The sequence below is a fragment of the Lujinxingia litoralis genome (assembly GCF_003260125.1).
In the GTDB taxonomy this organism is placed as follows: Bacteria; Myxococcota_A; Bradymonadia; order Bradymonadales; family Bradymonadaceae; genus Lujinxingia; species Lujinxingia litoralis.
Genome location: NZ_QHKO01000001.1, coordinates 793,184 through 809,316 on the forward strand (window position 1 = coordinate 793,184; position 16,133 = coordinate 809,316).

Genomic DNA, 16,133 nt, shown 5'->3' on the forward strand with positions numbered 1-16,133 from the left:
GGCCGCCCTCACCCCCAAACGGGTGATTGGGTACCAGACGACCCGGTATCGGAGCGTTTCGGACGGGACTCACCTTCGAGCCGGTGCACTCAGGCCCGGCAGCGAATCGAGGTTCAGGCCTGCCACAAAGGATCCCCCTTACCACCGCTTGCCACTATCCCGATCAACAACGCCGGGCGAGTCCGCCCGGCGTGTGAGTTCAGTCCCGCAGAAGAGGGTCTAGGATCAATCTGTAGCAGGCCCGGGGCTCACGACGATATCATCGCCCTCGCCAAGAGGCTCGTTCGACACCTCTTCGTCGGCCCGGTCGACCGCCGCAATCTTGCCTCGACGCCGGTAGTGCTGTGCCAGACGCCCCTGTTGGTCGCGCACCGACGCGAGCAGCTCCGCACGCAGCTCTTTATTGGTAAGGGTACCGGCCAGAATCATCACAATGACCCCGGCATAGGCCTCCCGAGCCTCAAGACGCGCATCCGCCACCCGGTCAAACGTCAGCAGGTCATCATGCACCGAGAGCTGCTCACCGAAGGTCTTGTTGTAGGCCGAGAGGTCTTCGACCAGCTCAATGAGCCCCAGGAGCGCGATGTCATCGGCAAGCTCCCCCTGCAAACGCTCCAGAATCAGGTCGACGGTCACGCGCTGTTCCTCAAAGCGCTGGGAGGTGATCGGGAAGACTCCGCGGGGGAAGACCCTGTCGACCAGACGCTGGCCGGCGACCTTGCGGGGAGAGTCCCGGTGCATCGAGGCGAAGGTCTGCGCGATATCACTGATCTGCTTCACCGTGCGATCGATCAGGACGTCGGTCTTGGCGGCGGCCCCGCGGCTGGGCAGCCCGGTATGGCGGGTGTTTGCCCAGGCCTCATCGAGCCTCTGCGACCGGGAGCAAGCCGCCTGAGCCTGCTCCACCTGGGCGCACACCGCGCCCAGCCCGGCGCGCTCCGCCTTGGTGGCGATGTCGGCCAGGCAGAAGTCCATGCTGCCGTTGCCCTGCTGATAGAGGTTGATCGCTTCGTGGGTGCTAAAAAACATGGAGTTCTCCATGAGTTCGAGCCTGCCAGGCAGGCCGGGATTGCGCAGCGTCGATACGGTCGAGCCAGGCCCGATATCGTGACGACACCCCAGGACTGCAGAAGCAGACATCCCTTCTCATGGAGACATGACGGTCAGCGCCTGTGTACGGCCTCGACCCTCACCGGACGCAAGCCGCTGCGTGGCGCTTACCCCCGGTACGACTGTTGAGTAGAGGAACACTTTACGCAGCTCGAAGCGCAGCGGTCAATAGCGTCGGCCTCCGAGAGCCCGGCGACGTCTCGGGCCGGGTTCCGGCGACGAGGGCGATGCTATTGCCCCGGGCTCACGCCAACTCCGAGAGCTCCATCCATCGTTCCAGCGCGTTCTCCAGCTCTCCGGAAAGTTTGGTCTTCTCATCGTCGAGCGCGGCAATCTTTTCGTAGTCGGTGGCGCAGACGACCATCTCCTGGTCGATGGTGGCCAGGCGTTCTTCGAGCTCTGCGATACGTGGCTCCAGGGCTTCGAGTTCGCGCTTCTCTTTGTAGGAGAGCTTGCGTGGGCCCTGAGCCGGGGCGCTCTCAGGTGCCTCCTCACTACGGGCGACCTGGCTCTGGCGCGCGGCCTCTTCGCGAGCGGCGCGGGCTTCTCGGACACGGCGCTCCTCCAGAAAGGAGTAGTTCCCGGGGATCTCTTCGACCGCCCCGCCCTCCCCAAAGACCAGGAGGTGCTCGCAGGTGCGGTCCAGGAAGTAGCGGTCGTGGCTCACGGTGATGACGGCCCCCTCAAAACTATCGAGGTAGTCTTCGAGCACAGTCAGGGTATCGACATCCAGGTCGTTGGTGGGCTCATCTAAGAGGAGCACGTTGGGCTGCCCCATCAAAATACGCAGGAGGTAGAGGCGCCGACGCTCTCCCCCGGAGAGTTTGTGGATGTAGGTCCACTGCTTCTGGCGATCGAAGAGGAAAAGCTCAAGCATCTGAGAGGCGGTCAGGAAGCCCTCGGAGGTGGGCACCCGGTGCGCCACCTCGGTGATGTAATCATGCACGCGCAGATCTGGGTCGAGGCCCTCGGCCTGCTGATCGAAGTAGCCCAGCACCACGGTCTCTCCCGTCTCCACCAGACCCTGTTGCGGCTGAAGACGGCCGGCGATGAGGTTGAGCAAGGTGGACTTTCCGGCGCCGTTGGGACCGACGATCCCCAGCCGGTCCCGGCGGTCCACGGTGTAACTTACATCTCGTAGCACCGCGCGGTCGTCGTAGCTGTGTGAGACGTCTTCCAGGCGGATGATCTTCTTGCCAAGGCGGCTCTCAACCGTGTCAATTTCGACCTTGCGCTCATCGAGGTTAACTCCGCCCTGCAGGAGGGCCTCTGCGCGCTGGATGCGAGACTTGCTCTTGGTGGTGCGCGCCTTGGGGCCTCGGCGCAACCACTCAAGCTCCTTCTTGGCGAGTTGAACGCGTTTGGCTTCGGCGATCTGCTTGAGTTCCTCGCGGTGTGCCCGAGACTCCAGAAAGGCCGAGTAGTTTCCGCTGTGGCGGTACACCGTCTGATCGGCCAGCTCGAGAATCACGTTGGCCACCCGGTCGAGAAAGTAACGATCGTGGGTGATCAGCAAGAGCCCGGTACTACGCGCTCCGAGATAGCCCTCCAGCCAGGCGACGGTCTCGACATCGAGATGGTTGGTGGGTTCGTCGAGAATCAGAAGGTCACTGGGACGCACCAGCGCGCGCGCCATAGCGACGCGCTTTTGCTGCCCGCCGCTCATCTGATCCACCGGCTGTTCATGGTCGAGGATGCCCAGCTGGGAGAGGATGGTCTTGGCCTCGTTCTCCAGGGTCCATCCACCGACGCGGTCCATCTCTTCGCCAAGCTCGGCGACCCGCTCCACCAGCGAAGCATCCTGCGGGTTTGAGGCCAGCGCCCGACACGCAGCCTCATAGGCCTCCACCACCCGGAAGGACTGCGGACCGTCGGCGAGCACCGTCTCCAGCGCCGTGCGCCCGGCCTGCAGGTCGGGCTCCTGAGGGAGGTACTCCACCCGGGCATTGCGCGCCCGAGAGACCTGCCCCTCATCCGGAGCTTCGAGCCCCAGGACGATACGCAACAGGGTGGTCTTACCGGCACCGTTGACGCCGAGCAGGCCGACGCGGTCGTCGACTCCCAGCCCAAAGGTCACATCTTTAAAAAGGGTGCGATCGCCAAAAGATTTAGCGACCTTTTCGACCGAAATGACGACCATAATACCTCAGCCTCGCCGGGCGAGGCGCTGTAGGAGAGCGCCGGGGCCAGGAGGCCCGGCTATCATTTACATTGAGCGGCGATACTGACCGCCGACCTCGTAGAGTGCGCGAGTGATCTGGCCCAAACTGGCCACACGTACCGTCTGCATCAGCTCGGCAAAGATGTTGCCGTCGCTCAGCGCAACATCCTTCAGACGCCGAAGCGCCTGGGTGGCCTGGTCGCGATGGTCCCCCTTAAACGCCGCCAGGTTATCGAGCTGGGTCTGCTTCTCACCCTCGGTGGAGCGAATAAGCTCCAAGACATGCTCGTCCTCACCATCCATCCCCTCGGGCGCCAGGAAGGTATTGACCCCGATGATCGGGAGCTCTCCGGAGTGCTTCTTGATCTCGTAGTAGATCGACTCATCCTGAATTTTGCTGCGCTGGTACTGAGTCTCCATCGCCCCGAGCACGCCCCCCCGACGGCTGATAGCCTCAAACTCCTGGAGCACCGCCTCCTCTACCAGGTCGGTGAGCTCATCGATGATGAAGGAGCCCTGCCAGGGGTTCTCGTTCATCGAGAGACCGAACTCCCGGTTGATGATCATCTGAATCGCCATCGCCCGGCGGACGCTAGCCTCGGTCGGCGTGGTGATCGCTTCGTCGAAGGCGTTGGTGTGCAGGCTGTTGCAGTTATCAAAGAGAGCCAGGAGCGCCTGCAAGGTAGTGCGGATGTCGTTAAATTGAATCTCCTGGGCGTGCAGCGAACGCCCCGATGTCTGAATGTGGTACTTCAGCTTCTGCGAGCGCGCGTTCGCCCCGTAACGCTCGCGCATCGCCACCGACCAGATCCGACGGGCGACCCGGCCGAGGACCGTGTACTCCGGATCCATGCCGTTGGAGAAGAAGAAGGAGAGGTTGGGGGCAAAGTCATCGATCTTCATGCCCCGGGCCAGGTAGTACTCCACGAAGGTAAAGCCGTTGGCCAGGGTAAAGGCCAACTGGCTGATGGGGTTCGCTCCGGCCTCCGCGATATGGTAGCCGCTGATCGAAACCGAGTAGTAGTTTCGCACCTTCTTATCGACAAAGTAGGCCTGAATATCCCCCATCATCTTCAGGGCGAACTCCGTTGAGAAGATGCAGGTATTCTGAGCCTGGTCCTCCTTGAGGATGTCGGCCTGAACCGTGCCTCGAACCACCTGCAACGCCTCCTCGGCGATGGCCTGCCCCTCTTCGGTGTTGGGCGCCCGGCCCTGGCGCTCCTCAAAACGCTCGAACTGCTGGTCGATCGCAGTGTTGAGGAACATCGCCAGAATGATCGGCGCCGGACCGTTAATCGTCATCGAGACGCTGGTGTTGGGAGCGCAGAGGTCGAAGCCCGCGTAGAGGCGCTTCATGTCGTCGAGCGTGCAGACGCTGACCCCGGAGTTGCCCACCTTCCCGTAAATGTCCGGGCGCAGGTCGGGGTCCTCCCCGTAGAGGGTCACCGAATCGAAGGCGGTGCTCAACCGGTTTGCCGCCTCCCCTTCACACAGGTAGTGAAAACGCCGGTTGGTCCGCGCAGGCGTCCCCTCCCCGGCAAACATGCGCTTGGGCTCCTCGTCGCGACGCTTAAAGGGAAATACGCCGGCGGTGTAAGGGAACTCCCCGGGCACGTTCTCGATGAGCTGCCAGCGCACGATATCTCCCCAGTCCTGAAAGCGCGGCAGCGCCACCCGGCGAATCTTGGAGCCGGAGAGGGAGGTCGACGTCAGCTCGAAACGTTTGACCCGGTCGCGGATCTGCACCTCGAAGTGCTCCCCCTGATACTTCGCCTTGAGCTCCTCCCAGCCATCGAGAAGTTTGAGCGAACGGCGGTCGAGCCGATCTTTAAGCTCATCGCGTTTGGCAGCGAGCCCCTCGATGCTCTCCTCTCCAAGAAGGGTGGCCGCCCCTTCAAGCTGATAGAGGCTGGTGGCTAACCGAGCCTGCTCCTCGGCCCACTCCCGATACCCCCGGCAGGTATGCGCGATGTCGGCCAGGTAGCGCGTGCGCTCGCCAGGGATAATCGTATGTGCCTTCTTGCTGACGGGCCCGTCGAAGCTCCAGCTGGACTCAAAGTCGCCAAAGAAGCGGCTGGCCAGAGCATGGTAGAGCGCGCTGACGCCGGTGTCTCCGAACTGACTGGCGATGGTCCCGAAGACGGGCACCTGGTCATCGGGCACATCGTAGGTGATCTGCATGTTGCGACGGAGCTGCTTGCGCACCGCCCGAAGCGCATCTTCGCTGCCGGCCTTCTCGTACTTGTTGATCGCGACGAAGTCGGCGTAATCGAGCATCCCGATCTTCTCAAGCTGGGTGTGCGCCCCGAACTCGCTGGTCATCACGTAGAGCGAGCAGTCGGCATACTCCACGATGTCAGCATCCCCCTGACCGATCCCGCTTGTCTCCACGATCACCAGATCAAAACTCGCCGCCTGCACCACGTCGATGGCCTCGGAGAGCGCCTCGGAGACCTCTCCCTTGGAAGCGCGCGTGGCCAGCGAGCGCATGTAGACTCGCTCCTCATTGATGGCGTTCATGCGGATGCGGTCGCCCAGCAAGGCCCCGCCCGTCTTTCGTCGAGAAGGGTCCACGCACAAGAGCGCGATACGCTTGTCCGGAAAATCCATCAGGAAGCGGCGAATCAACTCGTCGGTCAGGCTACTCTTACCCGCGCCGCCGGTTCCCGTGATGCCGAGCACCGGCGCCCGGGTCGCGGGCTCGGGGAGTTCCAATGCTCCGAGGCGCCCCTGCTCTGCCATGGTGATCGCCCGGGCAAGCGCGGCGGGCTCCCCCTCCACCACCGCGGCCAACCCCGGCGTCCCCTGCTCGGCGACCGTATCGTAGTCGGTTGCCTCCAGCATCTGGTTGATCATCCCCTGCAGCCCCAGGCGACGGCCGTCCTCCGGACTAAAAATTCGCGCCACCCCGTAGGCCTCGAGCTCGGCAATCTCCTCGGGCACGATCACCCCGCCGCCCCCGCCGAAGACTTTGATATGGCCGGCGCCCCGCTCCTTGAGCAGATCCACCATGTACTTGAAAAACTCGATATGCCCGCCCTGGTAGCTGCTGATCGCGATGCCCTGCGCATCTTCAGCGATCGCCGCATTCACGATCTCGGCTACCGAGCGATTGTGCCCCAGGTGAATCACCTCGGCCCCGGAGGCCTGCAGGATGCGACGCATCACGTTGATCGCCGCGTCATGACCATCAAAAAGGCTGGCCGCCGTCACAAAACGCACCGGGTGCGTCAGCGCGATGGGGTCCTTGGAGTAATCCGGGGCAAGAGGGCTGGCGCTCATGGGCTTATCCGGGGTTGAGGTCGTGGGGTCACAAGCGGTGCGTCAAGCGGCCGCGATATCCAACTTCGTGGAGCGCACTTAATCAAAAGCCCCCCCGGGTTGACAAGCTCCCGAGGCGCGCAGCTTCCTAAACGCAACGCTCCCCCGCTCCCTGAGGTCGTGTAGCCTCCTGGCCAGGATACCGCTGATGAGCGTCCCCGCCGCGTTACGCCGATGGTTTATCGTTCATTTCGTCGCCGACCTACTCTTTGCCCTGCCCCTGATGGTTGCCCCCACCGCCTTCCTCACCACCCTCGGGTGGGAGTCCGTCGATCCCATCAGCGCGCGTCTGGTTGGGGCAGCGCTGATTGGCATTGGCGTAGAGTCCTGGCTGGGACGCGACCGGCCGGCAGAATCCTACCGGACCATGCTGCGCGTAAAGATGCTGTGGTCGGCCAGCGCAGCCCTGGGCATCGCAGTCTCGATGGTCCAGGGCGCGCCGCAGATGGGATGGGGTTTCTTCGGGATCTTCGCAGCCTTCAACCTGCTCTGGACCTACTGGTACCGTCGTCTTGCTCGCCAGCCTGCCAGCGGACTTGCTTAGACCGTGGCCACGTAAAGTTCCGGGTCGACCTCGACCTGCAGGAGGTTCTCGATCGCCAGCAAGGTCCCCGTCATCGAGGCCGGGCAGGTCCCGCAGGCCCCCTCGTAACGCACCATCAACTGGTTATCGATCAGCCCCATGATTTTGAGTCCGCCGCCATCACCCGCCAGAAAGGGCATGATGTGCTCGTCGATCGTCTCGCGAATCAAGGGGATGCGAGGGTCGTCCATCCCGGGGAGGTCGACATCATCTTCCATGTCGCCGCTCACCCCGATCCCGCCTTCCGGGTTCGCATCCTCAAAGCTGGCCGCACGAATCGGCTCGGCGACCGCCCGCAAAAGTTGCGACCACTCCGCATTGCCGTCCTGCGTGACCGTGATCCAACGATCGGCGAAGTACACGCTGATCACGTGATCGATGCCAAAGATGGCTTTGGCCAGCGGGACCGTCTCGGCCTGATTAAAGTCTTCAAAAGAACGCGTCACAAAGCCCGAGGTGATGGGTTCGGTCAAAACGAACTTCATCGCGTTGGGGTTGGGGGTCGGCTCGATCTCTGCGATCTTCATCTTTACTCCTTACTCCACACGTCGGACTCACCCTCCGTCGACGCCTCGTCCTGCCCTTGAAGCGCCGCGTGCATGGCGTGCCACGGAAGAACCGCACACTTAACGCGCTGCGGAAGCTGACTCACCCCTTCAAAGACCGTCAGGTGCCCGAGCCCATGTTCGCCAGAGAGGTCGATCTCCCCGGTGAGCATCCGACGAAACTCGTCGATAAGGGTCTCGGCACTCTCGATTTTCTTGCCCTTGATGCGCGTCGTCATCATCGAGGCTGCGGCCTTCGAGATCGCACAACCGCTGCCTTCGAAACTCACCGCCTCGACAATGTTGTCGTCGTTGACGCGCGCATAAATGGTGTAGTTATCACCGCAGAGAGGGTTGGTCCCCTGCGCCACGCGATTGGCCCCTTCCAGCGGGCCAAAGTTACGGGGCTTGCGGTTGTGATCGAGGATTACCTCCTGATAGAGCGCTCGCATATCACTCATACGCCAAAGATCTCCTTGACCGAGTAGATGGCGGCGACAAGGCGGTCGATGTCCTCGTCGTCGTTGTAAAAGGCAAACGATGCCCGGGCAGTCGCCGGGATGCCCAGTCGTGTCATCACCGGCTGCGCACAGTGATGGCCGGCACGCACGGCCACCCCTTCACTATCGAGAATCGAACCGATGTCATGCGGGTGCACGCCTTCGATATCAAAGGAGAGCACCGAGGCCTTGTGCTCCGCCGTGCCAATCAACCGCACGCCCGGAATCTCGGAGAGACGAGCGCTGGCGCGTTGGAGAAGCTCATCCTCCCGGGCCGCGATGCGCTCAAAGCCGATGCCCTGGAGGTAGTTGATGGCCGCCCCCAGCCCCACGCCCGCAGCGATCGAAGGCGTGCCCGCCTCAAACTTATGCGGCAGGCCGTTGTAGGTGGTCCCCTCCCAGCTCACGCTCAAGATCATGTCGCCCCCACTCTGATAGGGCTCCATCTGGTTGAGCCAGCGCTCCTTACCCCAGAGCACGCCGATGCCGGTAGGCCCGCACATCTTATGGCCGGAGAACACGTAGAAGTCGGCGTCGAGCGCCTGCACGTCCACTTTCAGGTGGGCAATGGCTTGAGCGCCATCGATCAACACCGGAATCTCGCGGGCGTGCGCGCGCTCAATGATCTCCGCAATGGGATTGATGGTACCCAGCGCGTTGGAGACATGGCCCACCCCCACGATCTTCGTGCGCTCGGTCAAAAGCTCGTCGAGCGTCTCCAGCAAGAGTTCACCGCGATCGTTGATCGGGATCACGTCGATATGCGCCCCGACCTCCTGACAGATGCGCTGCCAGGGCACGATGTTGGCGTGATGCTCCAGGGCCGAGAGCAAGACCCGGTCGCCCTCCTGCAAGAAGGCCCGACCAAAGCTATGAGCCACCAGGTTGATCGACTCGGTGGTGCCCGAGGTAAAGATGCACTCGTGGAGCGAGGGCGCGTTGATCAGCTCCCGAACCTTCTCGCGCACATCCTCAAAGGCCTGGGTCGCCTTCTGACTCAAGGTGTGTACGCCGCGATGCACGTTGGAGTGCTGCGTGCTGTGATACCAGACCAGCCGATCGATGACCTGCTGTGGCATCTGAGAGGATGCCGCGCTGTCGAGGTAAGCCAGGGGGTGACCGTGGATCGACTGCGCCAACACCGGGAAATCGCCCCGAATGGCCTCCCAGGTGCGTCTGCCGGGGGTGGTTTGTGCGGACATCATAACCTCGTCGGGGCCCCGGCTCATCGGTCGGGGCCCCGGTAGCTAAAAGACCGAGCGCGCTTAGAGCCCGGTGACATCGGTCGAGGCTAGCACTGCCTCGGCCAGCGAGTTACGCAGCGACTCGACGGTGATGGTCTCGATCACCTCGGCGGCAAACGCAAAGGTCAAGAGATTGCGCGCCCGCTCCTCGTCGATGCCACGGCTCATCAGGTAGAAGAGCTGATCGCCTTCGAGCTGCCCCACCGTCGCGCCGTGAGAGCAGACGACGTCGTCGGCCAGAATCTCCAGCTGCGGCTTGGTGTCGACATGACCCCGGGCCGAAAGAATGAGGTTCTGGTTCAGCTGCTCGGAGCGGGTATTCTGAGCATCCTGACGCACAAAGATCTTGCCGTTGAACACCGTATGGGCCCGGTCGTCGACGATGGTCTTGTGCAGCTGATAGCTCCGGGAGTTGGGCAGCGCGTGATCGATGGCGGTGTGCGTGTCAGCGACCTGCTTGCCACGGACCAACGCCAACCCGTCGAGGGTGCAGTCGATGTTCTGACCGACGTAGCGCGCGTAGGAGTCGTTGCGCGAGAGCGCCGCGCCCAGGGTGACGGCCGTCGAGATGTAACGAGCGTCCTGCGAGAGCGTGATCAGGTTCCTCGCCACATGAAAGGCATCGGTGGCTTCGCGCTGCACTTTGAAGTGCTTCACATCGGCGTTGGCACCGACCACCACCTCGTCGACCACGTTGTTGAGGTAGCTCCCCTCGCCATGGCCACGATACTCTTCTACCACCGTGAGCTGGGCGCTCTCCCCGGCGACAATCAAGTTACGCGGATTGGCATGCACCGCGCCCTCTTGCCCGGTGGTCACAAAGAGCAGGTGGATGGGCCGCTCAATGACCTGCCCACGCGGCACCAAAATCACCGCCCCCTGGCCGTACTGCGCGCTGTTGATCTCGTAGAAGACATCGCCGTTGAAGTAGTCGTTGGCGCCGACGTACTCCGCCAGACGATCGACCTCATCGTGGTCGAGCATCTGACTCCAGTCGGCCACCACCACACCATCAGGCAGCTCGCCAACCGTGGAACGCGCCGCATCAAAGCGACCGTTGACGTACACCAGCGTCGCCGCCGTCTCTTCCTGAAGCTGGAGGTCCGCCAGCGCCTCGTCGCCGAGCTCAAAGCTCACCGCATCCGGCGAGGTGAAGTCGGTGCTGAAGATCGCCTTGGGCTTGATAAAACGCCACTCTTCCTGGCGCGAGGTTGGCACGTCGAGCCCGGCCAGACGGCCCAGCGACTCGGTGCGCAGCGCCGCCCACCAGCCCGGAAGACCCTGGCCGGCAAGTGGCCCGGGCTGCGCGAGCGCCTCACCAATAAAGGGGTGCTGGTCTGTGGTCTGCGTCACCGTGCTCATGCCGCTCCTTCTTCTTCCAGGATCCAGTCGTAGCCGCGCTCTTCAAGCTCCAGCGCCAGCTCCTTTCCACCGGATTTCACCAGCCGTCCGCCGGCCATCACGTGCACATAGTCGGGCTTCACGTAGTTCAGAAGACGCTGGTAGTGCGTAACCAACACCACCGCGTTTCCTTCGTTGCTCAACGCGTTGATGCCATTGGAAACCACCCGCAGCGCATCGATGTCCAGCCCGCTGTCGGTCTCATCCAGCAGCGCGACCTTCGGGTTCAGCACCGCCATCTGCAGGATCTCGTTGCGCTTTTTCTCGCCACCGGAGAAGCCCACGTTGACGCTGCGGTTCAAGAAGGCCGGGTCCATCTCCACGAGCTTCATGCGCTCGCGCACGTAGTCGTCGAACTCCAGGGGATCGAGCTCATCAAGCCCCTGAGAGGCCTGACGAGCGTTGTACGCCTGACGCAAGAAGGCCGCGTTGGAGACCCCGGGCACTTCCACCGGGTACTGGAAGGCCAGGAAGAGTCCGGCGCGGGCGCGCTCATCGGCTTCCAGCTCAAAGAGGTCTTCGCCAGCAAAGCTCACGTCGCCGCCGGTGACTTCGTAGGCGGGATGGCCGGCCAGCACCTTGGTCAGCGTGCTCTTGCCGCTGCCGTTGGGGCCCATAATCGCGTGCACTTCACCGGGGTTCACCGTGAGGTTGACACCCTTGAGGATGGTCTCCTCACCGACGGTGGCTCGCAGATCTTTGACTTGCAATAGCATAAATGCGTCCTTCGAGTTGTGGCGCGGCCGCCGGGACGGGACGGCCCTTGGCCAGAGCGTTGAGATATCGCAGACGCCGCCTGTGCAAGGCAGCGTAGAGGTTTGTTCGTGACGAGCGCGCGGCTTTAGCCGACGGAGCCTTCGAGCTTGATGCCCAGGAGCTTCTGAGCCTCGACAGCAAACTCCATCGGCAGCTCCTGGAAGACGTCTTTGCAGAAGCCATTGATGATCATCGAGATGGCGTCTTCCATGTCGATGCCGCGCTGCTGAAAGTAAAAGATCTGGTCTTCGCCAATGCGCGAGGTCGAGGCCTCGTGCTCCACCTTGCCCGTGGGGTTACGCACGTCGATGTAGGGGAAGGTGTGCGCGCCGCAGCGATCCCCGATGAGCATCGAGTCGCACTCCGAATAGTTGCGCGCGCCGTCGGCGCCCGGCGCGATCTTGACCAGGCCGCGGTAGCTGTTCTGAGAACGTCCCGCGGAGATGCCCTTGGAGATGATCGTCGAGCGGGTGTTCTTGCCGATGTGCACCATCTTGGTGCCGGTATCGGCCTGCTGCATGTTGTTGGTCAGTGCCACCGAGTAAAACTCCCCGATGGACTCCTCGCCTTTAAGAATGCAGCTGGGGTACTTCCAGGTGATGGCCGAACCGGTCTCCACCTGCGTCCATGAGATCTTGGAGCGCCGCCCTTCGCAGACCCCACGCTTGGTCACGAAGTTGTAGATGCCGCCCTTGCCTTCTTCATCGCCGGCGTACCAGTTCTGCACGGTGGAGTACTTGATCTCGGCGTCGTCCATGGCCACCAGCTCCACCACCGCGGCGTGGAGCTGGTTGGTGTCGAACTGAGGCGCCGTACAGCCCTCCAGATAGCTGACGTGGCCGCCGTCTTCACACACGATGAGCGTGCGCTCAAACTGGCCGGTGTTCTGGGTGTTGATCCGGAAGTAAGTGGAGAGCTCCATCGGGCACTTCACCCCGCGCGGGATGAACACAAAAGAGCCGTCGGTGAACACCGCCGAGTTCAACGCCGCGTAGAAGTTGTCGGTGTAGGGCACCACCGAGCCCAGATACTTCTGAATCAGCTCGGGGTGCTCCTGAACGGCCTCGGAGAAGGAGCAGAAGATCACGCCGGCCTCATTGAGGCGCTTTTTAAAGGTCGTGGCCACCGAGACCGAGTCGAAGACCGCGTCGACGGCCACGTTCTGCAGCATCTTCTGCTCATGCAGCGGGATGCCGAGTTTCTCGTAGACCTCGAGGATGTCGGGATCGACCTCATCCAGGCTGGCCTTTTTCTCTTTCTGCTTGGGCGCAGCGTAGTAGATGATCTCATCGAAGTTAGGCCGGGGGTAGTTCACGTTGGCCCAGTCCGGCTCTTCCAGGGTCAGCCAGTGGCGATAAGCCTTCAGGCGGAACTCCAGCATGAACTCCGGTTCGTTCTTCTTGGCCGAAATCAGACGAATGACGTCCTCGTTAAGCCCCGGCGGGATCGTCTCGGTCTCAATGTCCGATACGAACCCGTACTTATAGGGGCGATCCAGCATCGACTCGATATTTGAACTCATCGTCTTACCTCGGGGGGTTAATGACGCCTGGCGAGCACCGTCGGGGCGCGCGTCATGTCGTGTTACTGCGGCGCGCTGCCGGGCAGCGGGCGCTCCTGGTGCTGATGATGCTGACGGCTGAGGTGGCGGCGTACACTGGCTTCATCTGCCAGCAGCGCGGCGACCGAGATGCCGTCGAGGGTTTCAATGACAAACCTGGAGATAAAGCTCCAGACCGGGCGAATCGTGCAGCCGCAACCGCGGGCACATCGCTCCAGCTCTCCGGTGTGACGTTCGCAGATGTCTTCGACCTCGAAGAGGCCGCCGAGCACCCGAATCACGTCGCCCAGACTGATCTCTTCGGCCGGTAACGCCAGCAAAAAGCCGCCCTGCGCCCCGCGTCGCGAGTCGATCAGGCCGCCCTGCGTCAGGGTGCGAAGGATCTTCTGGGTATAAGGCAGGCTCATCCCTTCCAGATCGGCGACGGCCTGAGCCGAGATCGACTCGCCAGGGGGCTGCTCTGCCACCCGCAGCAAGCAGCGCAGGCCATATTCTTCGAGCGCTGTGATCTTCATCGGTCCTTCTCGTCAATCCGGAAGTGCGGGGCCGCCGCACGCGGTGGCCGGCTCGATAGCATACTCATTCGTACGCATTCAAGGCACTTTCGCCCAATCCGGACACTTTTGTATGAATTAAGATAGCACGCCGGCTGGCGAGTCCATCGTCAGGCGAATAACCCACCAGCCAGGCGCTTTCTTTCCGGATCGCACACCTTTTCTCGTTCGCCTTCAGGCGCCCTTGCACCTTCGGTCGGATCCCCCTTGAGAAGATCGCCGTCCAGAGGGCATAACGCCGGCGCCGCCCGGGCTCCCTGATTGCCGAGCCGAGGTTTTTGCGGCACCCGTTTTATGCGTCTTACCTTTGACGATGATGCCCCTGCCTGACCGGAGCCCTGCCCATGAGCGCCCCCACCTGGGAAGACCTCTCAATCGACGAACTCGAAGAGCACGTTCGCTACCACAACCGCAAGTACTGGGTGGACGACGCCCCCGAGATCCCGGACGAGTCCTTCGACCGCCTGGTGGAGACGCTTAAACGCCGGGCTCCTGAGAGCGCGGTCCTCTCCCAGATCGGCCCGGCCGGGGCGGACGTGGACGTGGTCGACCCGCAGGCCGAGAAGCTCGCGCACAGTCCGGCGATGCTCTCGCTGGACAAGGCCTACGACGAGGAGACGCTGCTCAAATGGTACGACAAATTCGAGGGCGGCGTGGTCGTCACGCCCAAGGTCGACGGGGTGGCCGGTTGCCTGCGCTACGACGCCCGGGGCCATCTGCACGTGGCCGCCACCCGCGGCACCGGCGCCATCGGCGAGGTCATCACCGAGCAGGTACGCCGGATCAAGGGGTTGCCGCTGCAGGTTGAGGCCACCGGGATCGAGGTACGCGGTGAGGCCTACATGCCGGTGGCAGTCTTCGAGCGCAAGTTCAAGCACGAGTACGCCAGTCCCCGCAACCTGACCGCCGGAGCTCTCAAGCTCAAAGATCCCGACAAAACCGCCGACTACGAGATTCGCTTCTTCGCCTTTGATCTTCTGGGCGAGGATTTTGACACCGAGTCTCAAAAGATGGCGCGCCTCGAAGCGCTGGGCTTCGAGATCCCGGAGCATCACCGGGTGGAGCGCGACCAGATTCAGGCGACCTACGACGATATTGCCGCCCGGCGCAGCCAGCTCGGCTACGAAACCGATGGCGTCGTGTACAAGGCCGAGCGCATTGGCGAACAAGAGCGCCTGGGCCATACCGCCCACCACCCGCGCTGGGCCATTGCCTACAAATTTCAGGGCGACGCTGGCGAGAGCGTGCTGCGAGAGGTGGTGTGGAACGTCTCACGCACCGGGGCCATCAACCCGGTGGGCATCGTCGACCCGGTGGTGCTCAGCGGGGCCACGGTCACCCGGGTGAGCCTGCATAACCTGGCGATCATGGAACATCTGGGCGGGGAAGCGGGGCTGCGTCTGGGCTCGCGCGTGCTGATGATGCGACGCGGCGGCGTGATCCCCAATATGGAGCGCGTGCTCGAAGCCGGCGACACCCCGGTCGAGATCCCGGCGGCCTGCCCGGAGTGCGGCGCCCCGACCGAGCGCCAGAACGACGTGTTGATGGCCGACCACAAGGACAATTGCCGCGCGGCCAAGATCCGGCAGATCGAGCATTTTGTCAGCCGCCTGGAGATCAAGGGCTTTGGCCCCAAACTTCTCGAGCAGCTCTACGATGCGGAGTTGGTGACCACCCCGGTGGATCTCTTCACCTTGAGCGTCTCGGAGTTGATGGGACTGGAGCGTGTGGGGGAAATCCTGGCCGAGAAGCTCATCGACCGCATCCAGGGGCGCCGAGAGGTGGCCGTGGACAAGTTTCTCCAGGCGCTGGGCATCCACGAGCTGGGCAAGCATGTGAGCGCCATCCTGGCCGAGCGTTACGATTCGCTGGAGGCGATTCGCAGCATCGATGCCGAGGCCTTCGCCGAGGTCCATACCATTGGCGAGGTGATCGCCCGGTCGGTGACCGAAGGGCTTAAAGAGCAGGCCGAACTGATCGACGCCCTGCTGGAGCACCTGACCCTGGTCTTCCCTTCCCCGGCCGAAGAGCCCCGGGTGGAAGGCTCGCCACTGGCCGGAAAGCGCGTACTCTTTACCGGTGCGATGGAAGCAATGACACGAAAAGACGCTCAACGAGAGGTCGAGGCCCGCGGTGGTCAGTGCCCCTCGTCGGTCGTCAAAGACCTGGACTACCTGGTGATGGGCGACGCCGACATGGAACGATTTGAGCAAGGCTGGCGCTCCAGCAAACTCAAAAAAGCCGAGGCCATCAACGCCCAGGGCGGCGCCATCACGATCCTTGGCGAATCCGGCTTTCTGAAGCTACTCAATGATGGTGCTGATCAGTAACAACGAAACAGGAATAGAAGTTAAGGCCCCGTCGTTACACGCATACTTCACACGCCACCCCGGAGCC

The 16,133-nt window shown here is 62.7% G+C and carries 12 protein-coding genes; 2 read left to right on the forward strand and 10 right to left on the reverse strand.

Annotation, left to right across the window (positions count from 1 at the left end; translation table 11 throughout):
- Positions 1–225: 225 nt before the first annotated feature.
- The 3 genes from DL240_RS03280 to icmF all read right to left on the reverse strand — a co-directional run bounded on the left by DL240_RS03280 (position 226) and on the right by icmF (position 6,553).
- Positions 226–1,140 carry a hypothetical protein gene (locus DL240_RS03280; RefSeq protein ID WP_146618070.1) on the reverse strand — a complete coding sequence of 305 codons (915 nt, stop codon included), beginning with the start codon at positions 1,138–1,140 and terminating at the stop codon, positions 226–228.
- 214 nt (positions 1,141–1,354) lie between these two features.
- Positions 1,355–3,250, reverse strand: a complete 1,896-nt coding sequence (locus DL240_RS03285) for an ABC-F family ATP-binding cassette domain-containing protein (protein WP_111728420.1) — start codon at positions 3,248–3,250, stop codon at positions 1,355–1,357.
- 66 nt (positions 3,251–3,316) lie between these two features.
- On the reverse strand, positions 3,317–6,553 hold the full coding sequence (icmF, locus tag DL240_RS03290; protein WP_111728421.1) for a fused isobutyryl-CoA mutase/GTPase IcmF: 3,237 nt from the start codon (positions 6,551–6,553) through the stop codon (positions 3,317–3,319).
- Between the two features lie 187 nt (positions 6,554–6,740).
- On the opposite strand from icmF, the gene DL240_RS03295 reads away from it, so the two are divergent.
- Entirely contained in the window at positions 6,741–7,136 is a 396-nt protein-coding gene (locus DL240_RS03295; RefSeq protein WP_111728422.1) for a hypothetical protein, read from the forward strand.
- Here the strand turns inward: DL240_RS03295 and DL240_RS03300 are convergent.
- The 7 genes from DL240_RS03300 to DL240_RS03330 all read right to left on the reverse strand — a co-directional run bounded on the left by DL240_RS03300 (position 7,133) and on the right by DL240_RS03330 (position 13,697).
- On the reverse strand, positions 7,133–7,702 hold the full coding sequence (locus DL240_RS03300; RefSeq protein WP_111728423.1) for a NifU family protein: 570 nt from the start codon (positions 7,700–7,702) through the stop codon (positions 7,133–7,135). The genes DL240_RS03295 and DL240_RS03300 overlap by 4 nt on opposite strands.
- A gap of 2 nt (positions 7,703–7,704) precedes the next feature.
- A complete protein-coding gene (gene sufU / locus DL240_RS03305; RefSeq protein ID WP_111728424.1) occupies positions 7,705–8,181 on the reverse strand; it encodes a Fe-S cluster assembly sulfur transfer protein SufU in 477 nt (158 codons plus the stop codon).
- Complete coding sequence (locus DL240_RS03310; protein ID WP_111728425.1) at positions 8,178–9,422, reverse strand: cysteine desulfurase; 1,245 nt, start codon at positions 9,420–9,422, stop codon at positions 8,178–8,180. Before DL240_RS03310 ends, sufU begins: the two co-directional genes overlap by 4 nt.
- 63 nt (positions 9,423–9,485) lie before the next feature.
- Positions 9,486–10,826, reverse strand: a complete 1,341-nt coding sequence (gene sufD / locus DL240_RS03315; RefSeq protein WP_111728426.1) for a Fe-S cluster assembly protein SufD — start codon at positions 10,824–10,826, stop codon at positions 9,486–9,488.
- Positions 10,823–11,581, reverse strand: coding sequence for a Fe-S cluster assembly ATPase SufC (sufC, locus tag DL240_RS03320; RefSeq protein WP_111728427.1), 759 nt, complete (start codon positions 11,579–11,581; stop codon positions 10,823–10,825). The genes sufD and sufC overlap by 4 nt, the downstream gene beginning before the upstream one ends.
- 125 nt (positions 11,582–11,706) lie before the next feature.
- Entirely contained in the window at positions 11,707–13,143 is a 1,437-nt protein-coding gene (gene sufB / locus DL240_RS03325; protein ID WP_111728428.1) for a Fe-S cluster assembly protein SufB, read from the reverse strand.
- Between the two features lie 62 nt (positions 13,144–13,205).
- Positions 13,206–13,697 carry an RrF2 family transcriptional regulator gene (locus tag DL240_RS03330; protein WP_111728429.1) on the reverse strand — a complete coding sequence of 164 codons (492 nt, stop codon included), beginning with the start codon at positions 13,695–13,697 and terminating at the stop codon, positions 13,206–13,208.
- A gap of 383 nt (positions 13,698–14,080) precedes the next feature.
- Between DL240_RS03330 and ligA the strand changes: the two genes are divergently transcribed.
- On the forward strand, positions 14,081–16,066 hold the full coding sequence (gene ligA, locus DL240_RS03335; protein ID WP_111728430.1) for an NAD-dependent DNA ligase LigA: 1,986 nt from the start codon (positions 14,081–14,083) through the stop codon (positions 16,064–16,066).
- Positions 16,067–16,133: the final 67 nt, after the last annotated feature.